Origin of the sequence: Paenibacillus sp. FSL P4-0176, from assembly GCF_037975265.1 — a bacterium.
Taxonomy (GTDB): Bacteria; Bacillota; Bacilli; order Paenibacillales; family Paenibacillaceae; genus Paenibacillus; species Paenibacillus amylolyticus.
The window spans coordinates 3102719-3123756 of sequence record NZ_CP150242.1; the positions used below are offsets into that span (position 1 = coordinate 3102719).

At 47.4% G+C, this 21038-nt stretch carries 9 protein-coding genes and 1 riboswitch; all 9 genes read left to right on the plus strand.

What is annotated here, in order from left to right; all coding sequences use genetic code 11:
* Positions 1-3: 3 nt before the first annotated feature.
* Positions 4-1347, plus strand: a complete 1344-nt coding sequence (locus tag MKY95_RS14300; protein ID WP_076318047.1) for an ATP-binding protein — start codon at positions 4-6, stop codon at positions 1345-1347.
* A complete protein-coding gene (locus tag MKY95_RS14305; protein ID WP_076318046.1) occupies positions 1344-3563 on the plus strand; it encodes a DEAD/DEAH box helicase in 2220 nt (739 codons plus the stop codon). The genes MKY95_RS14300 and MKY95_RS14305 overlap by 4 nt, the downstream gene beginning before the upstream one ends.
* A 147-nt stretch (positions 3564-3710) precedes the next feature.
* Positions 3711-3821: riboswitch (purine riboswitch) on the plus strand.
* A 105-nt stretch (positions 3822-3926) separates the two neighbouring features.
* A complete protein-coding gene (locus tag MKY95_RS14310; RefSeq protein ID WP_076318045.1) occupies positions 3927-4880 on the plus strand; it encodes a DMT family transporter in 954 nt (317 codons plus the stop codon).
* Between the two features lie 205 nt (positions 4881-5085).
* A complete protein-coding gene (locus tag MKY95_RS14315) occupies positions 5086-5511 on the plus strand; it encodes a cupredoxin domain-containing protein (protein ID WP_017688751.1) in 426 nt (141 codons plus the stop codon).
* A gap of 96 nt (positions 5512-5607) precedes the next feature.
* Positions 5608-6630 (plus strand): SDR family oxidoreductase, encoded by a 1023-nt coding sequence (locus MKY95_RS14320; protein ID WP_076318044.1) that lies wholly within the window; start codon positions 5608-5610, stop codon positions 6628-6630.
* 155 nt (positions 6631-6785) lie between these two features.
* Positions 6786-14288, plus strand: a complete 7503-nt coding sequence (locus MKY95_RS14325) for a fibronectin type III domain-containing protein (RefSeq protein WP_076318043.1) — start codon at positions 6786-6788, stop codon at positions 14286-14288.
* Between the two features lie 127 nt (positions 14289-14415).
* A complete protein-coding gene (gene treR / locus MKY95_RS14330; protein ID WP_076249494.1) occupies positions 14416-15126 on the plus strand; it encodes a trehalose operon repressor in 711 nt (236 codons plus the stop codon).
* Between the two features lie 173 nt (positions 15127-15299).
* On the plus strand, positions 15300-18638 hold the full coding sequence (locus tag MKY95_RS14335) for a DUF5107 domain-containing protein (protein WP_076318042.1): 3339 nt from the start codon (positions 15300-15302) through the stop codon (positions 18636-18638).
* A gap of 52 nt (positions 18639-18690) precedes the next feature.
* Positions 18691-21030 carry a beta-galactosidase gene (locus MKY95_RS14340; protein WP_076318041.1) on the plus strand — a complete coding sequence of 780 codons (2340 nt, stop codon included), beginning with the start codon at positions 18691-18693 and terminating at the stop codon, positions 21028-21030.
* The last annotated feature ends 8 nt before the right edge of the window (positions 21031-21038 follow it).

The window sequence follows — 21038 nt, forward strand, 5'->3', positions numbered from 1 at the left end:
GCAGTGACAGAACTTAAAATACCAAAGCGGCTGACCACCGCACTTGTAAATTCATTGACGGCGGGTGTTGTCCCGCGCATAGGACTCGAGCAGATTGCTGTTGGCCGGAAACCGGAAGTGGAAGCCATCTTGCGGGATATGGACAATATTGCGGAGGGTGGAGCAGCGTTCAAACTCATTACCGGCCGTTATGGCAGTGGTAAAAGCTTTCTTTTGCAGATGATTCGTAACTATGCGATGGATCGGGATTTCGTTGTGGCAGATGCCGATCTGTCACCAGAGCGACGATTGGTGGGAACCAAAGGCCAGGGACTTGCGACATATCGCGAACTGATGACTCGTCTGTCTACACGCACACGCCCGGATGGGGGAGCGTTGGAGCCGATTTTGCAAAAATGGATCGCAGGGCTGCAACAATCCACGATGCAGAGTCAGAACCTGCGCCCTGATGATCCCGCTCTGCCGCTTGAGGTAGAGAAACAGATCTACGTGGTGACGGGGGAAATGCAGAATCTGGTTCACGGCTTTGATTTTGCCAAGGTATTGGCTTCGTATTGGAACGGGTACAAGCTGGCTGATGATGATCGCAAACAGGCGGCCCTTCGCTGGCTTCGAGGAGAATTTGCAACCAAAACGGAAGCGAAAAAAGAACTGGCTGTTGGGGTTATCATTGACGATGACAACTGGTATGACTACTTCAAATTGTGGTCTGAATTCACAGCGCGCATTGGTTACAAAGGATTGCTGTTGTTCATTGATGAAGCGGTGAATCTGTACAAAATTACAAACAGTGTCTCCCGTCAAAGCAACTATGAGAAATTGTTGACCATGTTCAATGATACGATGCAGGGCAAGGCGGAGCATCTGGGCATATTTGTAGGCGGTACGCCACAGTTTGTGGAGGATGAACGGCGTGGATTATACAGCTATGAAGCGCTTCGCTCCAGGCTTATTGATGGTCGCTATGCAGCCAAAGCGTATGCGAATTATACAGGCCCGATTCTGAAGCTGGCGATGTTATCGCATGAAGAGATTCTGATTTTGCTCCAGAAGCTACGACAGATTCATGCTCTGCATTTTGGATACAGTGCAAGTCTGACGGATGAACAATTGGTTGATTTTATGCAAACGGCGGTGAACCGACTGGGTGCGGATGAATTGCTGACCACGCGTGAAGTGGTACGAGACTTTATGGATGTACTGCATACGTTACACCAGAATCCTGAAGTGACTTATACTCAATTACTTGGCGAGCGGGTTGCCAAACCTCAGGAAACGAGTAAAGGGGCAGATGCATCCGCGAATACAGATGATCTGGACGACTTCCTAGCGGAGTTTGAATTATGAGTGATAATCCATTCTATCGGCTGGCGCCGTTTGTTCAGGAATTTATTTATAAAAAAAGATGGGAATCGCTTCGTCCTGCCCAGATTGAGGCCTGTAATATCTGTTTTCATACCCCGCATCATATGCTGATTGCGGCGGGAACAGCCTCCGGCAAGACGGAGGCGGCTTTTTTTCCTGCATTGACCGAGCTGTATGAACGGCCTTCCAAGTCGGTTGGCATTTTGTACATTGGGCCTCTGAAAGCCCTGATTAATGATCAATTCGAACGTCTTAAGGATCTGTTATCCGAAGGAAATATTCCGGTTTGGCATTGGCACGGGGACGTACCTCAGGCGGAGAAAACAAAACTGATGAAAAATCCGTCCGGTGTGCTCCAGATAACGCCAGAATCGCTGGAAGGTCTGCTCATGAATCGACCGAATGCAATCCCGGCGCTGTTTCATGACCTGCGGTATGTCATCATCGATGAGGTGCATGCTTTCATGGGAGCGGATCGGGGCATTCAAGTACTCAGCGAACTTGCCAGAATCGAGCGTATGGCTGGCTGTGCACCGCGAAGAGTGGGCTTGTCGGCTACACTTAGTGACTATGATGCGGCTACGTCTTGGCTTGCTGCCGGAACGCAGCAGGGGGTGGATGTGGTCTCTTCCCCGGGCGGCCGCAAGCTGCGATTGCGGGTGGAACATTTCTCTTTTCCAGATGCGCAGGACGAGGAGCAAGCGGAGCAGCTTCATAACGCACGTAAAGCGTACTACGACTTCATCTATGAGAGCACACATCGTAAAAAAGCGCTGATCTTCACCAACAGCCGTACAGATGCAGAAGTCACCATTCTTGAGATGCGGCGGGTCGCGGCTCGCAGGCAAGAGCGTGATGTGTTCCATGTGCATCATGGAAGTATCTCCGCCATGCTGAGGGAAGAGACGGAAGCTGCCCTACGCACTGGATCGGGTCCCGCGGTTGCTGCGGCAACGGTCACGCTTGAACTGGGCATCGATCTGGGCGAGCTGGAACGTGTGGTTCAGCTCGGTGCGCCGTATAGTGCGTCCAGCTTTGTACAGCGTCTGGGACGTTCAGGGAGACGAGAGGATATGGCATCAGAGATGCTTTTTGTATGTCCGGAGGAAGAGGATGAGGAAGCCCAATTGCCAGCACGTATGCCGTGGACGTTAATGCGTGCGATTGCTGTCATTGAGCTCTATGTAAAAACCAAGTGGGTCGAACCTCTTGAAGCTCGCAAAATGCCCATAGGTGTGCTCTACCATCAGACGATGAGCATGTTGAAAAGTATGGGGGAGGCGGAGCCGAGAGATCTTGCAGAAGCCATCCTTTCGCTGGCTCCATTTGCGTTGATTAGACCTGATCAATATCAGGTTTTCCTGAATTACCTCATTGAGACGGATCATCTGCAATGGACAGAGGATCGAACATTGATCATCGGTCTGACAGGTGAGAAAATTGTGAATAATTATCGCTTCTATGCCGTGTTCAAGGACGATGAGGAACATAAAGTATTGAACGGCTCGGAAGAGATCGGTTCGATTACAACCGTACCCCCACCTGGCTATTGCTTCTCGCTCGCAGGCAAACTGTGGAAAGTGGAAGAGGTCGATCATAAGCACAAGGCTGTGTATGTGAAGTCTGCAAAAGGTAAGGTAGATACGTTATGGCTTGGTGCGGGAGGAGATATTCATACGTCGGTAGTGCAGAAAATGCGTGAAGTGTTGTCCGACTCGACCATCTATCCTTACCTGTCACCACAAGCCGTCAATCGACTTGAACGGGCACGCCGCTTAGCTCGTGAAAGCGGACTGTTGAAGCAGGTTGTGATTCCGGCAGGGGGAGATTCGATGTACGTTCTTCCTTGGGTGGGAAGTAAATCATTCCGTACATTGGAGCGCCTGATGAAGCATAATCTGTCCAAGAAACTTGCCTTGCGTTCGGTTGTGCCCATGGAGCCATATTATTTTGTAGTGTCCGGCAAGGTCGATGAACGAACATTGTTAGCCGAGATTATGAGTGAGTGTCGGGCGGCTGAAGACGCATCTGCGTTACTGGCTGAAGATGAAGCACCTTATCTGGGTAAGTATGATGAATTCGTCGCGCCGCCTTTGATCCGTGAGGCTTTTGCTGTGGATGGGCTGGATCTGGGTGGATTGAAGGCAGGTTTACAGCAAACATTGGAGTGGGACTCTTCAGGCTCCAATCGGATATGACGTTTTTACGTAATCAGAGTACTCGAAGAATGGTACAGCGATCGAAGCGACTCGGTGTAATAATGTAGTTCAACTTTTTATACGGAATAGGGTTGACACCATCTCACCTCCCATGTAATATATGAAAAGTCGTCACACACGAATTACATCAAATTGCATATATCATTTCGTATAACCTCGCAGGCCGAAAGTGTACACAGGGCGAGGGTCTCTACGGGAAGCCTATACTTCCTAACTACGATGCCAAGGAATCAATGTATTCCTTGCTCGTAGTTAGGATTTTTTGCATTTAGATGGTGTTGTGACCTTGGCATGAACCAACATGCGGGCGTATTTTTCTTATCATCAGGAGGTTTATTCACAATGAAATATTATCTGTCCGTTCTCGCGGGAGCGATGAGCTATGGCATATTATCCACGATTGTGGTTCTGGCGTACGGCGAAGGATATAAACTTGGAGAGGTTGTGGGAGCACAGCTGATCACGGGTTTTCTTCTATCCTGGATGCTGGCGCTATACACAAAATTTAGAACAAAACGTAAGTCACAGGCAAATGGCAAAGCATCAGGAGCCATGGCACAGGTATTCAAGCGGTTGACGTGGAAACAACGTCTGATATTGATGGCTGCTGGAACACCAACGGTAATTACAGGTCTCGTGTATTATCAGTCTTTACGTTATATCCCGGCTTCACTTGCCATTATCCTGTTGTTCCAGTTCACTTGGATTAGCGTATTGATTCAGGCGATAAGCAAACGTCAACGTCCAGACAAAGTCACATTCCTGACGTTGATCATTCTGTTTGGTGGAACCTTGCTGGCAGCGGGTTTCCTGGAACAAGGATTGGGTGAGTTCAACGGTCTGGGTATTGCTCTTGGGCTAATGGCAGCCGTAAGTTATTCCCTGTTTGTCTTGTTCAGCGGCAAAGCAGTTCCTTCAGCGCATCCAGCCTTCCGCAGTGCGTGGATGGTTACAGGCGGATTGATCCTGCTGTGCATTTTGTTCCCGCCGACATTCCTCTTTAACGGATTGATCTGGAGCCAGTTGCTTGTATTTGGATTGCTGCTTGGATTCTTCGGGGCATTCATTCCACCAGTACTGTTCGCTATCGGCGTTCCGCATATTGGTGGTGACATGGCCGGAATCCTGGGTGCAGTGGAGCTTCCAATTGCAGTATTGTTATCTTCAATCGTGCTCCATGAGCATGTCAGCGGTTTGCAATGGTTCGGAGTTATTATTGTGCTCATTGGTGTAGCCCTGCCAGAGTTGTATAAATTACGCATGAGACGAAGTCGGAATACACCGATCTATTCCTGAGTTATACAAAAAGGGATATTGCGAAGCATGAACGGGAATACCCGTAGATAAGCCTGAGAAATCAGGCTTTTTCTATTGAGGTAATATGGCTCAATCGCAATAGCCCAGAGGGGTCATTTTCATTGTCATGCGAATCAGGTATGCTTAAAGAATACATCCGTCTGTTGATTGAATATTGATGGGACATCGAATGAGGAGTGTTTATATGAAAAGCTGGTTTGGAAAAACATGGCCTTGGTTAACGCTGGGTCTGACTGTTGTTGTACTGCTTGGATCATTTTTGGTTTATTTTATGGGCAAAGACGTATCCCCCGGATCGGGAAGTGCGGTAACAGCACAAGCCGAGACTCCGGAGGATTTGAAGGGATATGAAGTCATTGATGTGGACGTGAGCAACGATGGTTTTGGACCAGACGTTATCGAGGTGAAGGCTGGCGTACCGACCAAAATCAACTTTATTCTGACCCGGTCGGTGACACATGTGAAATCAGTGGGATCACAAAAGCTTGGCATGGATCTATACATGCAAAAGGGACCCAATTATTATACGGTCGACAAAGATCTGCCCAAGGGAGAATATGAGATCCATTGCGGCATGTACATGATATATGCAACGATTAAGGTCGTATAAGCAGAAGGAGCGAGGTTTCGGGTCACCGAGCTTTGCTCCTTTTTTTGGTGCGTGATATCATGGAAAAGTGGGTAAAATCGATCAGGAGGTGGCGAAATGAAAGCGCTATTTATTGGAGGGACAGGCACCATCAGTACGGCCATTACGGAGATGCTTGCACAGCAAGGCTGTGAACTTTATTTAATTAATCGCGGCAATCGGAACGATGAGTTGCCAGCAGAAGTCAAGGTACTTCAAGCGGATATTAATGACGAGGCACGTGTAGCGGAACTGATAGCTGATCTGGAATTTGATGTTGTGGCGGATTTTATCGCTTTTGTACCGTCTCAATTGGAGCGAGATTACCGTTTGTTCAAGGATAAAACCAAGCAGTTTATTTTTATAAGTTCAGCATCGGCGTATCAGACACCTTTGGCTGATTACCGGATCACGGAAGGGACGCCCTTATCGAATCCATATTGGGAGTATTCACGCAACAAGATTGCCTGTGAAGACTATCTGATGAAACAATACCGCGAGCATGGATTCCCTGTGACCATCGTGCGTCCGAGCCATACGTATAGCGACAAATCGGTACCTCTCGGTGTTCATGGTGCTCAAGGCAGCTGGCAGGTTCTCAAGCGTATCCGTGAAGGCAAACCCGTTATCATCCACGGAGATGGCACCTCACTGTGGACCATTACGCACAATACTGATTTTGCCAAAGGGTTTATCGGGCTTATGGGAAATATCCATGCCATTGGTGAATCGCTACATATCACCTCGGATGAATCCGTCACCTGGAATCAGATTCATGAGATTATAGCTGGCGTGTTGGGAGTTAAGCTTCAAGCGGTACATGTACCCTCTGAGTTCTTGGCCGCATGCAGTGATCAGGATCTTCGCGGCGGATTGCTGGGTGACAAAGCCAATACCGTTGTGTTTGATAACAGCAAGCTGAAGCGGCTTGTACCGGAATTTGTAGCAACGACAAGAGCTGATCAGGGCATTCGACGTACGATTGAGCACATTCTGGCGCATCCTGAATTACAGACCGAAGATCCGGAATTTGATGTATGGTGTGACAAGGTCGTTGGCGCACTGGACGAAGCGTTATTAAAGATCAGAGATGAGAAATGAGAAGTAAGGCGTTCATGATCAAGTGTTTACATTCATGCGCTTAATCGTTATAATCAAGAAAAAATGACACTTGTTAGGGGAGGCACCCCAACTTAGGACATCGTTCCTTTGTTGGGGTGCCTCCTTTTTTTGTGTGCCAAAAAGGAGAGTAGACGTTGAAGAAATCAGGAAAACGTGTGAAGAAACAAGCAGAACAGTTAACCAAAGTGGTGCTGGCATTTGCATTATTATCACCTCAAGCCCTGTTGCTTGAATGGGGTGCAGCCACGGTAATGGCTGAAACGGTTGAAACGATCGGGATTGTATCCGATACGTCCAGCATGAAGGCGGTACAGTCATCCAAGGTGAAAGTAGAGATGAACAGTGATGGCAAATACAGAATTGTATTACTACCAAACACAAATGTATTTTACGGTGGTGATACAGGGAATGTATCCACGATTATCGACCATAATGGATCACCCGTGAACTTCAAAACATTGCCGCTTAATTATTACCGAATTAACAATAATGTGATTGAAATGTCCCGGCAAAAGGACAATGTCGAATATATTTTGCGTGTATCTATCGTTAATGCTACCTCACAAGGTGGATACATGAAGGTTGAACTGGAAGCCATCAACCGTAGTGGATCGGCACTGAATTTGGGTGGAACATTTTATTGGGATACGATGGTGAATGGCAATGATGCTTCTCCGTTTGAAGTCATCGAGAATGGATGGCGCAATTACAGCGGCGGTGTACAGGTCACGGCTTTTTATGCGAATACGTACAATGTTGTGAATGCAGATCGCATATATATGGGACAGTACAGCGGTCCGGACAATGCGCAGCTAACAGGGGGTTCTTCACCTTCGTCATTCACTCCAGGCCAGACCGTTACGGCTAGTGATACAGCTGCGCAATTCTGGTGGAATGCCAAAGCAACAGCGAATCAGGCTTCACGCAAATTTTCAACGATCGTGGGAATCGGCCCTCAGAACGTTCCGCCTTCATTTACACTAACGGCTCCTTCTTCGGGGCAAACGTATTACAAAGGCGAGCAACTTCAGATCTCTGGTACAACACGAGATACGGATGTAGGCGACCTGTTGACCGTGAAATGGTCCATTGATGGTGGGTCTGAGAACATTTTGACCCAGATGACCGCGACGGGTTCGAATCAGTCTTTCAACACCAATTACACATTGCCTGACACCCTGCCAGATGGCACACACACGTTGCAAGTATGGGTCATGGATGACAAAGGTGGAGTATCCTCGGCAGGAACCGTTAACTTTACAGTAAGAAGTTTTGTTGTGCCCGGAACGCCGACATACACATTGGTTAATTCTAATAACTTGACGGTCAACTGGGATAAGAAGGCCAATGACGCCTTTGTTACATATGAGCTGAAGAATATGACGACGAATCAGATCGTGGATACAGGTACATCAAACAGTCGGCAGGTGACTGGACTCACTCCGAATACCAGTTATTCTTTTGCTGTACGTGCCAAAAATTCAAGTGGTTCCTTCACGGGGTACTCCAGTCCATCCACCAAATATACATTGGCGAATCCACCCGCTGCTGCGGCTGTGACACAATCAGGCAACTCTGTTACAGCGAGTTGGAATAATAATAGCAATCCTGCGGGCACTCATTACAAAACGGAAATACGCAGTCCAGGTGGGCAAGTCCTCGCAACGGGAACAACAACTTCCACACGTACAGAATTTGCCCTGACCGGACTCGCGGACGGAAAATATGAAGTTTTTGTGGCGGCACTGAATGGTGAAGGGATACAGACCCCGTTTATATCCGCTGGAGAGATGATTAAAGATACAACGGGTCCAACTGCTCCTTCCGTTACAGTCACTCCATCCTCATGGACCAAGGAAGATGTTCTCATCACGGTTGAAGAAGGAAAGGATGCCTTGAGCGGAACTCAGAAGACTGAAGTAAAAGTTGGTCCGGCAGGAGAATGGCGTGAATACAGCGCTCCGTTTACCGTAAGCAGTGAAGGAAACACAACTGTTATGGCACGCAGTATTGATGCGTTTGGTAATACAGGACAGGAAACGGCTGTGACAGCTAGGGTAGATCGGACGGCACCAACGCCACCTGTCATCTCGCTGAATCCGCCCGATTGGACAAAAGCGGCGGTAATCGTGACATTAACGGAGGGTACGGACGAAGCAAGTGGCATTAGTCTGACACAGTATAAGCTGGGAAGCGAGGGAGAATGGATCGACTACAAGGCCCCTCTTACACTCAGTGAAGAAGGGATAACCGAGATTTATGCACGAAGTGTTGATCGGGCCGCCAATGTCAGTGCTTCCACTTCGGCAACAGCCAGAATCGACAAGACTGGGCCTGAGCAACCAACGTTTACGTTAAGTGAAGAGGATTGGACGAATCAGGATGTAACTTTTGCGATAAACAGTGGTGAAGATGCGGGTAGTGGGCTTGCCAAGAGCCAATATCGACTTAACAAAGAAGGTCCTTGGATCGATTATACGGGCGAAGTGACGGTTACCGATGAGGGAGAAACGATCGTATATGCACGCTCAATTGACCGTGTAGGCAACATAAGCACGTCCGCTCAGGCTACAGTTCGAATTGACAAGACAGCTCCAACCGAGCCGGTGATTCGTTTAAGTCCTTCTGGATGGAGTAAAGAACATGTGCAATTCACTATCGCTGGAAGTGTGGATGAACAAGCGATATCCTATGAATACAGCATGAATGATGCCCCGTATATGACAGGAAATAGCGGTACAGTTAGTACAAACGGCGCTACCACCATTCGGGCCCGAGCAAGAGATACCGTTGGTAATGTGAGCAAGGAAGTGAGTCGAATCGCCTATGTGGATCAGATGGCTCCAACGATAACATTTGCCCCGAACGGACATGGCTGGACGGACATGGATATATCCACTACCATTCAGTATGCCGACGCCCACTCAGGCATTCAGGAACTGGAACGATTCTATCAAGTTACGAACAGTGCAGAATCACCGGACCATTGGCTTGAAGCTCGCTCTGACCAGCATAAAATATCCATCGAATCGGAAGGTATATGGTACATCCATGCGAAAACCATGGACAGAGCAGGGAATACATATGAGACAACATCATCACCTTACCTTATTCAACGCAAGCCCCAGCAACCGACTCATGTGAAAACGACACAGATCGCTGAGACTTCAGCTGAACTTACAGTGGATTTGCCAACTGGGGAAAGGTATACCGATGGATATCAGTATGAGATAACGAACAAAACTACAGGGCAGTCATGGACACTCGATTATCCTGACCACAGTATAATCGATCACTCCCTAAGTGGTGGTCAGGTCTATGAATATGAAGTTAGAGTGAGAAACCATACCGGAGTAAGTGATGCAGTAAGCGTTCAAGTATTAACTACCCCGGCAGCTCCCGGGACGTTGCACGTTCGAAAAGTAGATTCACAGCCCAATTTGGCCGAAATTCAATTTGATCCAGTACGAGGAGCAGATGCTTACCGCATTATTGCGACTACTTCAGACGGTGCAATCGTATTTGATCAGACGGTATCTGATCCGGGCAGCCTTCCCTATGTCAGCAACCTCGTTCCAGGAACCATTCATAACATCTCGGTAACCGCAATGAATGAAAGTGGCGCAGGTGGTAGCAGTAGGACCGGATTTCTCACACTGCCGGCAATGCCCGGAGAGTTTATGGCCGTTCAAATTCAGGAGCATGATATTTCATTAACGTGGGAGACAGTGACTTCTGCAACGTATTATGGGCTTTCACGTGATGGAAAAGCCATATATGAAGGAGAGCAGACGGAGTATCTGGACTCGGGTCTGGATAGCGGAACGGAGTACAGCTATACGTTAATTGCCGGAAATGAGACAGGAACAGGACCGTTGGCAGGATTACCTTTGCTCAAGACTTTACCTGGGCAAGTGTCCGGCTTACAGGTATCCGATGCTTCCACAGCGAGCCTTCGTCTGAATTGGGAAGCAGTACGAGGAGCCGATCGTTATGAGTTATGGTTGAATGGAGAGATGTCGGGAACGGTTTCTGCCGGAACCCAAGAATGGGTCTATGCGGGACTGAGTTCAGGAACATCTTATCAACTGGATGTACAAGCAGTGAACGGAAGTGGTCAGGGGATGCGCAGTTCGGTATCAGGAACAACGCTACCAGAGAGCCCGTCGGGACTTCACGTTGTTCAAGTAACTAAACAGGGAGCAATCTTGAGCTGGGAGCCTGTAGCTGGGGCAACGAAATATCGGGTGGTCATCGATGGACATAACCATGAGATATCAGATACACAACTCGCAGTTCACCACCTGTCAAGCAGTCGTGAGTATACTTATGAAGTACAGGCGGGCAATGCTGCCGGGTACGGTGCATCCACCAGTAGTACAATTCTTACGCTACCTAGCAGGCCGGAAGGACTGAATGTCACATCGACTGATGAGACAAATATGGGACTTGCATGGCAAGCTGTAGATACGGCAAATCTCTATATTGTGAAAATCAATGGAACAGAAGTGGGCAGAACATCAGAACTAGCTTACACAGTTGAGGGATTATTGCCAGGTACAGAGTACGCTTTGCAAGTTCAGGCTGTGAATGCTTCTGGTGCAGGTGAGACAGCGCAGCTCATCCGATTGTCCAAACCTGTGTCGCCTGCCGAAGTACTTGTTGATTCAGGAGTACATCATGCAAAAGTTTCCTGGTCTGTCGTGGAAGGTGCCGCTGAATACGTGATTGAGCAGAATGGCAAGGAGATCTATAGAGGAATGGAGAATGAAGCGACGATTACAGGGCTCCAAGATGGAACGTGGCATCGCTATCAACTATGGGCGGTCAACAGACAGGGAACTCGTTCTGAAGCCACGGATGTATCTCTACTGACTTTGCCTGAGAAACCCGTTAAGGTTGCAGTATATGATGTGGCAAAAAACAGCCTGGGTCTGGATTTCAGTAACACTGGTGTCCAAGGGGCAGATCATTACGTCATTGAACGGAATGGAAGAGAGATCGCTCAGATGGATTCAAGTGAAACCCAATTTGTAGACAAGGATCTGTTGCCAGGGACGAAATACACTTATGTGATTCGGGCAGTCAATGCGAGTGGAACGAGTGCACCGCTTAGTTTCAGTGTAATGACTCAAACGTTGCCATTGGTTGCAGAAAGTATCACAGTGAAAGCCGAAACACATGCGGTGGATCTGGCTTGGGATGTTGTTCAGGGAGCGGCTTCATATGAGATTCGAAATCGGGTAACGGGAGATGTACAGAGCGTGTCTGAACCGTCTGTACATCTCAATAGCATGCTGGATGGCACAGCATATGAATTCGAACTTGTTGCGATTAATGAAGATGGTCATCGGTCAGAGCCTATTCAGATTCAGGTTTTAACGAAACCCATATCACCTCAGACGGCAGGCATAACACACATCACAGATCAGACTGCGGTATTGGACCTGACTGGAAGCTCAACACGGGGAGCAGAGCAATTCATTATTATGCGGGATGGTGTTGAAGTTGCTAAGGTTCCAGCAGATCAAGCTTCATTTGAAGATGATGGACTGACACCAGGAGAGCATTACACATATATCATCAAAACATCCAATGCAACGGGAGAGAGTGATTCCGGTTTCGAAGTTCACTTGCGAACGTTGCCTGCGACCATTCATGAACCTTTACATGCAAGCATTATTGGGGAAAAGGAGGGATTGATCTCTTGGCCAAAGGTACAAGGTGCGGAGGGATATACCATACGTATCGGAGATCAGATGTTCACCACGATTGAAGAAGGGGATGTCACAGATGTGAGATTAACTCATCTGGAGAGTGCAACCCGATATGATCAGGTACAGATTATTCCTTATAATACGGCTGGTTCAGGAAGCCCAATGACCGTGACTCCTTTTTACACCTTACCTCATGTTGATTCACTGGAAATGAAGATATATCCGGAGACAGATCACGCCAAATTGGAATGGGACTTCCCTTATGGGAACGAAACTTTCGTTATATTACTGGATGGTACAGAAGTATACCGAGGCAAAACAAAAGAGTTTATTGTTGATCAACTGGATGCAGGCAAACAGTACTCGATTGAAATCTACACAGAGAATGATCAGGGAGATGCATCGGAGAAGCTGGCGTATTCCGTTCTGACCAAACCAGTAGCTCCTGTCAAAGTAGAGTTTAATTCAGCGAAGGATCACATTCGTCTTCTATTGGAACAGAGCCGGGTCGAAGGTGCCGAGCAGTTTATTATTGAGCGTGACGGTGTAGAGGTTGCTCGAGTTCCTGCAGACGAACTGTTCTATGACGACAAGGAACTCGAACCGGGGGTGAACTATATCTATACAGTGAAGACCATGAATGCCTCGGGCAGTAGTGATGGTGGTTATTACCTTCATGCCATGACTTTGCCCGGTAGTGCTGCTTCTCCTCCTGTAGTAGAGGGGCGCTCCATGTATGGTGCAGACATTGTATGGGAACTGATTCCTGGTGCTGCGGGTTATCGAGTTTATCGAAACGAAGAGCTTGTGGGAACAACAACGGAGACATCCATACATGTGTCTGAATTAAACAGTGCCGAGCGTTATACTGACTTTGCAATCATTCCATTTAATGAGGCAGGTGAGGGTCAGGCGCTTCAAGTACCGGAATTCGAGACGCTACCTTCCGAGGAACTGACAGTAGCAGCCATAGCGCAAGGTACTAATACGATTAAGCTAACTTGGGAATTGGAATCAATGAATGAGGTAATTGTGATCACCCATAAAGATCGAGAGATCTACCGTGGCACACAGCGCAGTTATGTATGGACAGGACTAAATGCCGAGCAGCATTATGAGGTGGAAGTATGGACGGAGAATTCAGCGGGTGATAAAAGTGAAAGCAAACGGGCAGCAGCCATGACTTTTTCGTATCCACTATCCGCCTGGAGCGGTGGCGGTGCAACCCCGAGTCCAAACGGTACATCGGAACAAGCCGATGAGGTGAGTTCACAACCAGAACCGTCTGAGCAGCCTGATATACCTGTGAAAAAAAATATCAAATTTATTGATATCAGCCAAACATTCAATAAAGATCAGATCACCTGGCTGGCGGAACAAAATATCATTCAAGGTGTAAGTGAAACTCGCTTCGAGCCACGCCGTCCGATCACGCGTGCAGAATTTACCGCATTAATCGTGCGTCTGATGGGTGTGGACACAACGGTTAATGAACAGCATGGATTTCAGGATGTGAACGATGAGGATTGGTTTGCTCCTGAGATTAAGGCAGCCGTTCACCATGAGATGGTTCAAGGCATGGGGAACGGCAAATTCGCTCCACATGCGCTGGTGACACGGGAACAGGCATCCAAGATTATAGCAAATGTTGTCCGTAAAATCAGACCGGAACCGCTGACTTCCCCAAGAGCGTTTACCGACCAGACTGATGTATCCGATTGGGCCAAAGAAGAAGTACAGGAACTTGCAGGTTTGTACATGATTACAGGATATGAAGATGGCAGCTTCCGTCCCATGCAGCACTTAAGCAGATCCGAAGCTGCAGCGCTGATCTTCCGCTTAAATAAGCTGATTCAAGTTATGGATGAGAAGCGTACAGATCAAGTGGAGAAAGCGTCAGCGTTCGATCGTCATATCTAGACTGAATTGATTCTTACATGTGATACTGCAATCATCGGCAGTAACGACATTACCGCTTGATTGGTTTTTAATGCTATAATGGTTGCCAATATGATAAAAAAAGGGTAATGAACAATGGTGATGAATAATGAATAATAAATTTATCCGGATATATGAAGATATTGCAGATCGTATTCGGACCGGAGAGATAGAGGCAGGGACGCTGCTTCAATCGGAACTGGATCTATCGGAAAGTTATCAAACGTCTCGAGAGACTATTCGCAAAGCATTGAAAATGTTGTACGAAGAAGGTTATATTCAGAAGATTCAAGGCAAGGGCTCGATTGTACTGGACATACGCAAGATCGATTTTCCCATCTCAGGTCTGGTTAGTTTCAAGGAATTAGCCAAAAAAATGGGGCATCGCGCTCAAACGTATGTGAAGGTTTTTGAGGAGCAACAAGTGGATCAGGCGCTGCACAAGAAGATTAACTTTGGCCTGAATGAACAGGTCTGGGAGATCAGACGTGTGCGCAAAGTGGATGGAGAGCATGTCATACTGGACAAAGATTACATTAGCCAGCGGCTTGTTCCTGGGCTCAGCAAAGAGATCTGTAATGATTCCATCTATCAGTACATTGAGCAAGAGCTAGGACTTTCCATTTCGTTTGCCAAAAAAGAGATTTTGGTGGAAGAACCCACCGCCGAGGACAGGGAATTACTTGACCTTGAAGGGTTCCACAATGTAGTTGTGGTGAGGAGCCAGGTGTACCTGGAGGATGCCAGTCAATTTCAGTATACGGAGTCGAGGCATCGACCGGACAAGTTCAGATTTGTGGATTTTGCACGTCGCAGATAAGTTAATCAAGATCGATTAGAGAGTACCTTTCACTGCTTTATTGAGTGGATAGGTGCTCTCTTTGGTTATGGGGGAATCCGAAGATCGTCCATCAAGAACCGCTTAATGTCAATGTTCTTCCTGCATGTCGGAGCGTATGATCACAATATATACGAGGCCGAGGAGTGAGGGAATTGAATCACGTGACAGCGACATCAAATGTTCGCATATGGGAAGAAACCAGAGATATTCCAACCTATGGTACAGGTAAACCGGACAAAAATCCGATGTTTCTTGAAAAGCGAATCTATCAGGGGAGTTCGGGTAAGGTGTACCCGCATCCCGTGATCGACAGCATTGAAGATGAGGCCAAAATGAAGTCGTATCGATTAGTTATTCTCGAAAATGAATATGTACGTATCGAGATGATGCCCGAACTGGGTGGACGGATCTATCGTGCGCTGGATCGGACCAACAACTACGATTTTGTATATTATAACCGGGTGATTAAACCTGCGCTCGTGGGTCTGGCAGGGCCATGGATTTCCGGAGGAATTGAATTCAACTGGCCACAGCATCACCGGCCGAACACGTTTGGTCCAGTCGATTATACATTTGGCAGTAATGAAGATGGAAGCGCTACCGTGTGGGTGGGTGAGATTGACCGCATGTATGGTACCAAAATGACAGCTGGCTTCACATTACATCCCGGCAAAGCCTGTCTTGAAATTCATGCCGAGGTATACAATCGCACCAGCGCACCTCAAACTTTTTTATGGTGGGCCAACCCGGCTGTAGCTGTCAACGATCATACGCAATCTGTGTTTCCACCTGATGTAACGGCTGTGCTGGACCACGGAAAACGGGACGTATCCCGCTTTCCCATCGCAACCGGTACCTATTACAAGATGGACTATTCTGAAGGTGTGGATATCTCGCGATACAAAAACATACCGGTTCCAACATCCTATATGGCGTATAAGTCGGATTATAATTTTGTAGGGGGTTATGACCACGGGGTTAAGGCGGGTTTGTTGCATGTAGCCAATCATCATATTTCTCCGGGCAAGAAGCAATGGACCTGGGGGAACGGGGAATTCGGGCAAGCCTGGGATCGTCAGTTAACGGACGAGGATGGACCATATATTGAATTAATGACCGGGATCTTTACCGATAATCAGCCTGATTTTACATGGTTACAGCCCTATGAAGCGAAATCATTCTCGCAGTATTTTATGCCGTATAAAGGAATTGGCATGGTCAAAAATGCAACGATTGATGCAGCGGTTAATCTGGAAATGGACGAAACGACCGGAATGGTAACCGTAATGGTATATGCGACGTCGGTTTTTGAACAAGTGACCGTTGAAGCGATAGGACCAACCACGGTATATCTCCATGAGAGATGTAATATCTCACCTACGGAACTATATAAATCTTCATTCCCGTGGAGCGGACAAGATGAATGGCATCAGTTAAAGTTAAGTGTTCGAACTGCGGAAGGAAAAGTACTTGTAGCCTATCAACCTGAACGTTCTGAGATTCAGGAAGTTCCAGATCCGGCCACACCACTCCCGCTACCATCCGAGATTCGTACGAATGAACAACTATATCTGGCGGGTCTTCATTTGGAGCAATATCGGCATGCCACGTATGAACCCGAACCTTATTATCTGGAAGGTTTGAAGCGTGATGCAACGGATATTCGTCTAAACATTGCTTATGGCACATTGCTGCTGCGTAGAGGGTTGTTCCAAGATGCAGAGAAGCATTTCAGACAGGCCGTTCAATCGCTGACATGGAAAAATACGAATCCGTATGATAGTGAAGCATCTTACCAACTCGGTCTGAGTTTGAAATTACAGGGGAAACAGGGAGAAGCCTACGCAGCACTGTATAAAGCCGTATGGTCTGCACAGTATCAGGATACAGGTTATTACATGCTTGCTCAGATCGATACGGGGCAACATCGGTACATCGAAGCTTTGGCTCACATCGAACGTTCGCTAATTCGTAACACCAGAAATTATAAAGCGCGGCATCTGAAGGTGGCTCTGTTGCGCAGAATGGGTCAAGATAAACAGGCGATCCAATATGCGCGTGAGACATTGGAACTGGACCCGGTTGAATTTGGAGCTGCACATGAATTAGTCCTGATCTACAGCGGAGCAACTGCACCTTCAGAGAGAGAACAAGCGGGGCAAACACGTGAGTATTTCCATCGTCTGATGCGAGGAGACGTTTATAATTATCTGAATCTAGCCGCAGACTACGCGGATTGTGGATTGTGGGAAGAAGCACTGACGGTACTCTCTTATGTTGAATCCGAAATTGCACAGCCGTATCCTATGGTTGGTTATGTTCAGGCTTACTTGTATCGTCAGCTGGGGGATGTGGAGCAGGCCCGGGAATGTCAAAAGCAGGGGAAAGCTGCTCCAACGGATTATTGTTTTCCTAATACGTTATTTGAATTCATGGTGCTTCAGGATGCATTGGCAGTGGATTTGAATGATGCGCGTGCTCACTATTACCTGGGAAATTGGTTATATGATCATAAACGATACGAGGAAGCAATCACCCATTGGGAAACTTCACGCGAGGTGAATGCTGCATATTCGACTGTACATCGGAATCTGGGACTGGCTTATTATAACAAACTGAATCGCCCCGATCTTGCACTGGCATCATTAGAGGAAGCTTTCCGGTTGGATTCACAGGATGCCCGAATCTTCTACGAGTTGGATCAATTGCACAAGAAGATAGGGTATTCTTGCGAGCGTCGAATCAAATTACTGGAACAACATATGGAGTTGGTTCACCACCGTGATGATCTGTATATCGAGTGGGTGACTTTATTGAATATGCAAGGTAGTCATCAAGAAGCATGGAATGCCCTTCAGACCCGGCGGTTTCATCCATGGGAGGGTGGAGAAGGCAAGGTAACTGGACAATATGTTACGGCACTGACGGAACTGGCAAAGCAAAACCTGGAGAAACAACAACCTGAACTAGCATTGGAGCTGTTGCAGAAGGCATTAGTTTACCCGGAGAACTTAGGTGAAGGTAAGCTGGAGGGAGCCGGAGACAATCCAGTTTACTTTTATCTTGGCTGTGCCTACCATCAACTGAAGAATGATCAGGCGGCAGAGGAGAGTTTCCACAGAGCATCCATCGGTTTGAATGAACCGGCAAGCGCGATGTTTTATAATGATCAGCCGCCGGAATCGATCTATTATCAGGGACTGGCCTGGCAGAAGCTTGGCAATGTGAAGGAAGCAAACCGACGCTTTAACAAACTGATTGATTATGCCGAAAGACATATGCAAGATCACATCCGAATGGATTATTTTGCGGTCTCTCTGCCCGATTTTCTAGTATTCGACGATGATCTCGATCAGCGAAATGAAGAACATTGCAGGTATATGCGGGCATTGGGTCTTCTGGGGCTGGGGCGGACAAGTGAAGCCAAACTTGAGTTGGACCGGGTATTGGAGAAAAACCCGAATCATCAAGGGGCAATCATCCATCGATAAATTGATAATCGTTTCAACACATCCCATTTATATCGAAGGAGTTATATAATCCATGAATGATACTATAGCAGGTAGCCAGATTCGTTTCATATTGGATGCGGAAGATAAAGAGATTCGTGCGGGTCGCATGACTGGCAGTGGCGGCAAAAGTCCACGAGGGGAATCGTATGATTTTACAAACTATTATATGACTCGTAATGCTAAACCCCATATTCCCGTGGTAGGTGAGTTTCATTTCTCCAGATTCGCTTACTTGCAGTGGGAAGAAGAATTACTGAAGATGAAGGCAGGCGGGGTGAGCATTGTCGCTTCCTATGTTTTCTGGAATTTTCACGAGGAGCAGGAAGGCGAATTTAATTGGTCAGGAAATCTGAATTTGCGGCACTTTGTGGATCTGTGTGGCAAACATGAGCTACCTCTGATCGTACGAATTGGTCCATTCTGTCATGGGGAAGTGCGTAATGGTGGAATGCCGGATTGGTTATTCAGTTATCCATTTGAAGTCAGGTCGAACGATGAAGGATATCTGTATTACGCTAAGCGATTATATCGGGAGATTGCCCGTCAGCTCAACGGCTGCTTTTATCAGGAGGGTGGCCCTGTTATCGGGGTACAGTTGGAAAATGAGTATATGCACGCTGGCGCACCCATGGATGCCTGGGGATATACCCGCGAAAAATACATTTCCTCCGGCCGGGACGGGCGAGAACATCTGAAGATGCTTCGCCATATTGCCGAAGAAGTCGGTATGAAGCCGATGTTCTATACTGCCACGGCCTGGGGCAATGCTGCGGTGCCTGAAGAAGGAACATTGCCTATGCTAGCGGGGTATGCGTACACACCATGGATTCCCAATCAGCCTCCAAGCCGGGAGTATTTGTTCCGGGATCTGCATATGAATCCTGTGGAAGAAGTGGATTATGACAGTCTGGAGTACCCTGCTGCGTATTGCGAGCTTGCTGGTGGCATGCAGGTCAGTTATCACGCTCGGCCGGTTGTTGATGCGGACAGTGTCGAGGCGATGACCATTGTGAAACTTGCGAACGGCAGCAATCTGGTTGGGTATTATATGTATCACGGAGGGACCAATCCGATAGGCAAAAATTCATATATGAACGAGCAGGCATTGCCGAAAATGACGTATGATTACCAATCGCCACTCGGAGAATTTGGACGTGTTGGTGAATCGTATGACCGCATTCGTACCTTGTCCATGTTCCTGGAATCATACGGTGAGTTACTTGCACCAATGGGCTGTGTTGTACCGGATGGTCAACATGCGATAACACCGGAGAACACGATGGATATGCGTTGGTCTGTTCGCCAACAAGCTGGCTCCGGATTCCTGTTCATGAATAATTATCAGGATCATGTGGCGATGCCTGATCGTGATATCCAATTGGAGCTGCATACCAGCAAAGGGACTGTTTTATATCCAAGAGAAGGAACGATACAGCTGAAATCCGGCATGGCAGCCATTCTGCCTTTCCATATGAATCTGAATGGAATGAAGATCATTAGTGCTACCGTTCAACCACTGACCCGATTCATGGTAAATCAGGAGCTTACGGCTGTCTTTTATGCCCATGAAGGTATGGCGCCTGAGTATGTTGTTGATGCAACATCTGTTACAAATGTGGATATGCCCGAAGGTACAGTATCAGAGCAGGGGAATGAAGTTGTGATACATCCGATTGTTGGCAAGGACCATCATCTGCGAATCACAACATCGGACGGTATAATCATACGAATCATTACATTGACCCGTGAAGAGGCCTTACAAACCTACCGTTTCCGTGTGGGCGGGGAAGAAAGGCTTGTAATTAGCAGCAGTCATCTGTATGTACAGAATGAGATGCTCCTATGTACATCTGTGGAGCAACCAGAGATGGAGGTATCCTTTTATCCGGCTCCAGAGCATGTTTCAGCTTCGAAATATGCTGTGTCATCCCAGTCGAAGCAGGGAATATTCGGTACGTATACATTCCAAGTTTCGCCTTACGAGCCTGCTGTAGAGGTTGATTATCCGAAAGAGTATGCAGCAACACTGAGATTGGACACAGCGTGGCCGGAACAAGTAGATGACGTGTGGATTGAGATTGATTATGAAGGAGACGTTGCTGCAGCACATATTCATCAACAGATGTTAACGGATCATATTCACTATGGACACAGCTGGATGCTTGGTTTGAAGCAATCCCGTCATTTGTTGGCTGATCAGACGCTTCGTCTGTCTATAACCCCAATTCGAAAAGGGACGACTGAGAGTTATGTGAATCAGGCTTATGTGGAGCGGTTTGAGGGTGTGGAGATCGGAAAGTTTAATGAGATTCGGGTGAGACCACAGTACCGGGTTGGGTTGGTATTGGCGGGAGTTAGGGAAGACACTTAGTCTAAATC

Excerpts from the sequence above, each read along its gene's own strand:
- MKY95_RS14305 (WP_076318046.1), top strand. The coding sequence starts at position 1,344 with ATGAGTGATAATCCATTCTATCGGCTGGCGCCGTTTGTTCAGGAATTT.
- treR (WP_076249494.1), top strand. The coding sequence starts at position 14,416 with ATGAATAATAAATTTATCCGGATATATGAAGATATTGCAGATCGTATT.
- MKY95_RS14320 (WP_076318044.1), top strand. The coding sequence starts at position 5,608 with ATGAAAGCGCTATTTATTGGAGGGACAGGCACCATCAGTACGGCCATT.
- MKY95_RS14340 (WP_076318041.1), top strand. The coding sequence starts at position 18,691 with ATGAATGATACTATAGCAGGTAGCCAGATTCGTTTCATATTGGATGCG.
- MKY95_RS14315 (WP_017688751.1), top strand. The coding sequence starts at position 5,086 with ATGAAAAGCTGGTTTGGAAAAACATGGCCTTGGTTAACGCTGGGTCTG.
- MKY95_RS14310 (WP_076318045.1), top strand. The coding sequence starts at position 3,927 with ATGAAATATTATCTGTCCGTTCTCGCGGGAGCGATGAGCTATGGCATA.